Annotated in this window: 1 protein-coding gene and 2 pseudogenes; 1 reads left to right on the forward strand and 2 read right to left on the reverse strand. The window is 73.8% G+C overall.

Features of this window, described 5'->3' with window-relative positions:
- Positions 1-285 (reverse strand): annotated as a pseudogene (locus tag B7767_RS37970) (hypothetical protein); the annotation flags it as partial.
- A gap of 179 nt (positions 286-464) precedes the next feature.
- Entirely contained in the window at positions 465-1,433 is a 969-nt protein-coding gene (locus B7767_RS37975) for a LysR family transcriptional regulator (protein WP_085575961.1), read from the reverse strand.
- 83 nt (positions 1,434-1,516) lie between these two features.
- Here B7767_RS37975 and B7767_RS49465 point away from each other — a divergent pair.
- Positions 1,517-1,645: pseudogene (locus B7767_RS49465) on the forward strand (MFS transporter); the annotation flags it as partial.

A 1,645-nucleotide genomic window follows, 5' to 3' on the forward strand; every position in this document is an offset into this window, starting at 1 on the left:
GCCACGGGTGTCGCCGGTCCGCGGCCCGGGCCGGGCGGGGGGTTCCGCGCGGTGAGCGGGGTCGGGCAGGACCTGGGTCTTGTCGTTGCCGCTGGGGAAGACTCCGAGGCGGGCCCAGCGGTCCTCGATCGAGCCGGGGCCGGCGTCGCGCACGTCCGCGTCGGCGGGCTTCTCGCTCAGGGGGAGGACCCTCGTCTCACGCAGGTCCTCGTCCTCGGCGTCCTTCCCGAACGCCGACGCACCCTCGGGCCGTTCCGGTTGGGTGTCTTCTCGCCAATTCTCCACGCGCACGCACTTCCCCCCGAAGGACACTTCCGGCGCGCGTACGACCCGAGCACCCGCCGACGGACCGGGCCCCCACCCGCTCCGAGCGCTCCGGTTATCACACTGTGCTCGGGGACCGAATGTAGCGTACGTGGAGGTCCTGTGTTCCCGTGGCAGTCGTTCGTGTCAGTAGTGAGACATCACCGGGCCGCCATCACGACAATATCCCGTTCGGGCAGCCATCCCCCGTCCGGTGGCCGCAGCCAGCCCTCCTCGGCGGCGACAACGGCCGCCGCCCGCCGGAGGGCGTCCAGAGCGGGATGCATCAGTCCTTTTCGCCACACCAGGGACACGGGGGACAGCGGAACCGGGTCCACGAGAGGGCGCAGCACCGTCGAGGGCAGTGGCGGAAAGTCGACCACGGCGAGGATCGGATGACGTGTCCTGGCCATGATCCGCCGGAACTCCTCCTCCCCGACGGCCAGCGGCGCGGGCGGCGCGAGCGTGATCCCCCGCCCCTCGAACAGCGACCGCGCGAGGTCCGTCCACTCCGGCGTACGGGGGTTGCCGGCCCCGGCGTAGACCGTCTCGCCGGCGAGTGCGGCGAGCGGCACCTCGGCCAGTGCGGCCAGCGGGTGGTCCTCGGGCAGGACGACCGCCATCGGCTCGTGGCGCACGGGCTGCTGGTCGAGTCCGGTCCGCAGTGCGGGGGCGAGGCCCGCGAACCGTCCGAACGACGCGTCGAGCCGCCCCGCGAGCAGCTCCCCCGCGGCCCCGGTCAGCCCGCTCTCGTAGCGGGCCATCAGTTCGTGGGCGGGGGCGAGTTCGCGGGCCCGGTGGAGGACCCGGCGCGGGGTGGCGAGGCCCGGTGCGTTGAGGTCCACCAGCAGGGGCCGGGCCCGTCCGGCGGCGGCGAGCAGGTCGTCCTGGGCCTGGAGCACCGCGCGGGCGTACGGCAGCAGGCGCTCGCCGTCGGCGGTGGGCGTCACCTGGCGGGTGGTCCGTACGAACAGCTCGCAGCCCAGTTCGCGTTCCAGTCGCCGCACGTCCCTGCTGAGCGCCTGCTGGGCGACGTAGAGGCGCGCGGCGGCCCGGGTGAAGTGCAGCTCCTCGGCGACGGTCACGAAGGCGCGCAACAGGCGGGGGTCGAGGTGGGCGGGGGCGGGCATGGCGTGAACTTACAACACGGGTGCGTCAATCGGCGTCGGGAAGGTGTTGGACCGGGCACGTGGGCGCGGGCGACGGTGATGTCATGCCCCAGACGACCTCCCGTTCCCGGGACACTCCCCTGCTCACGGTCACCGCCGACACCCTGGTCGCCGTCGACTTCGGCCCGCGCGGGCGGAGCGGGCCCCGCGCGAAGGGCCCGTACCGCCGTCTC

Source organism: Streptomyces sp. 13-12-16 (genome assembly GCF_002114215.1).
In the GTDB taxonomy this organism is placed as follows: domain Bacteria; phylum Actinomycetota; class Actinomycetes; order Streptomycetales; family Streptomycetaceae; genus Streptomyces.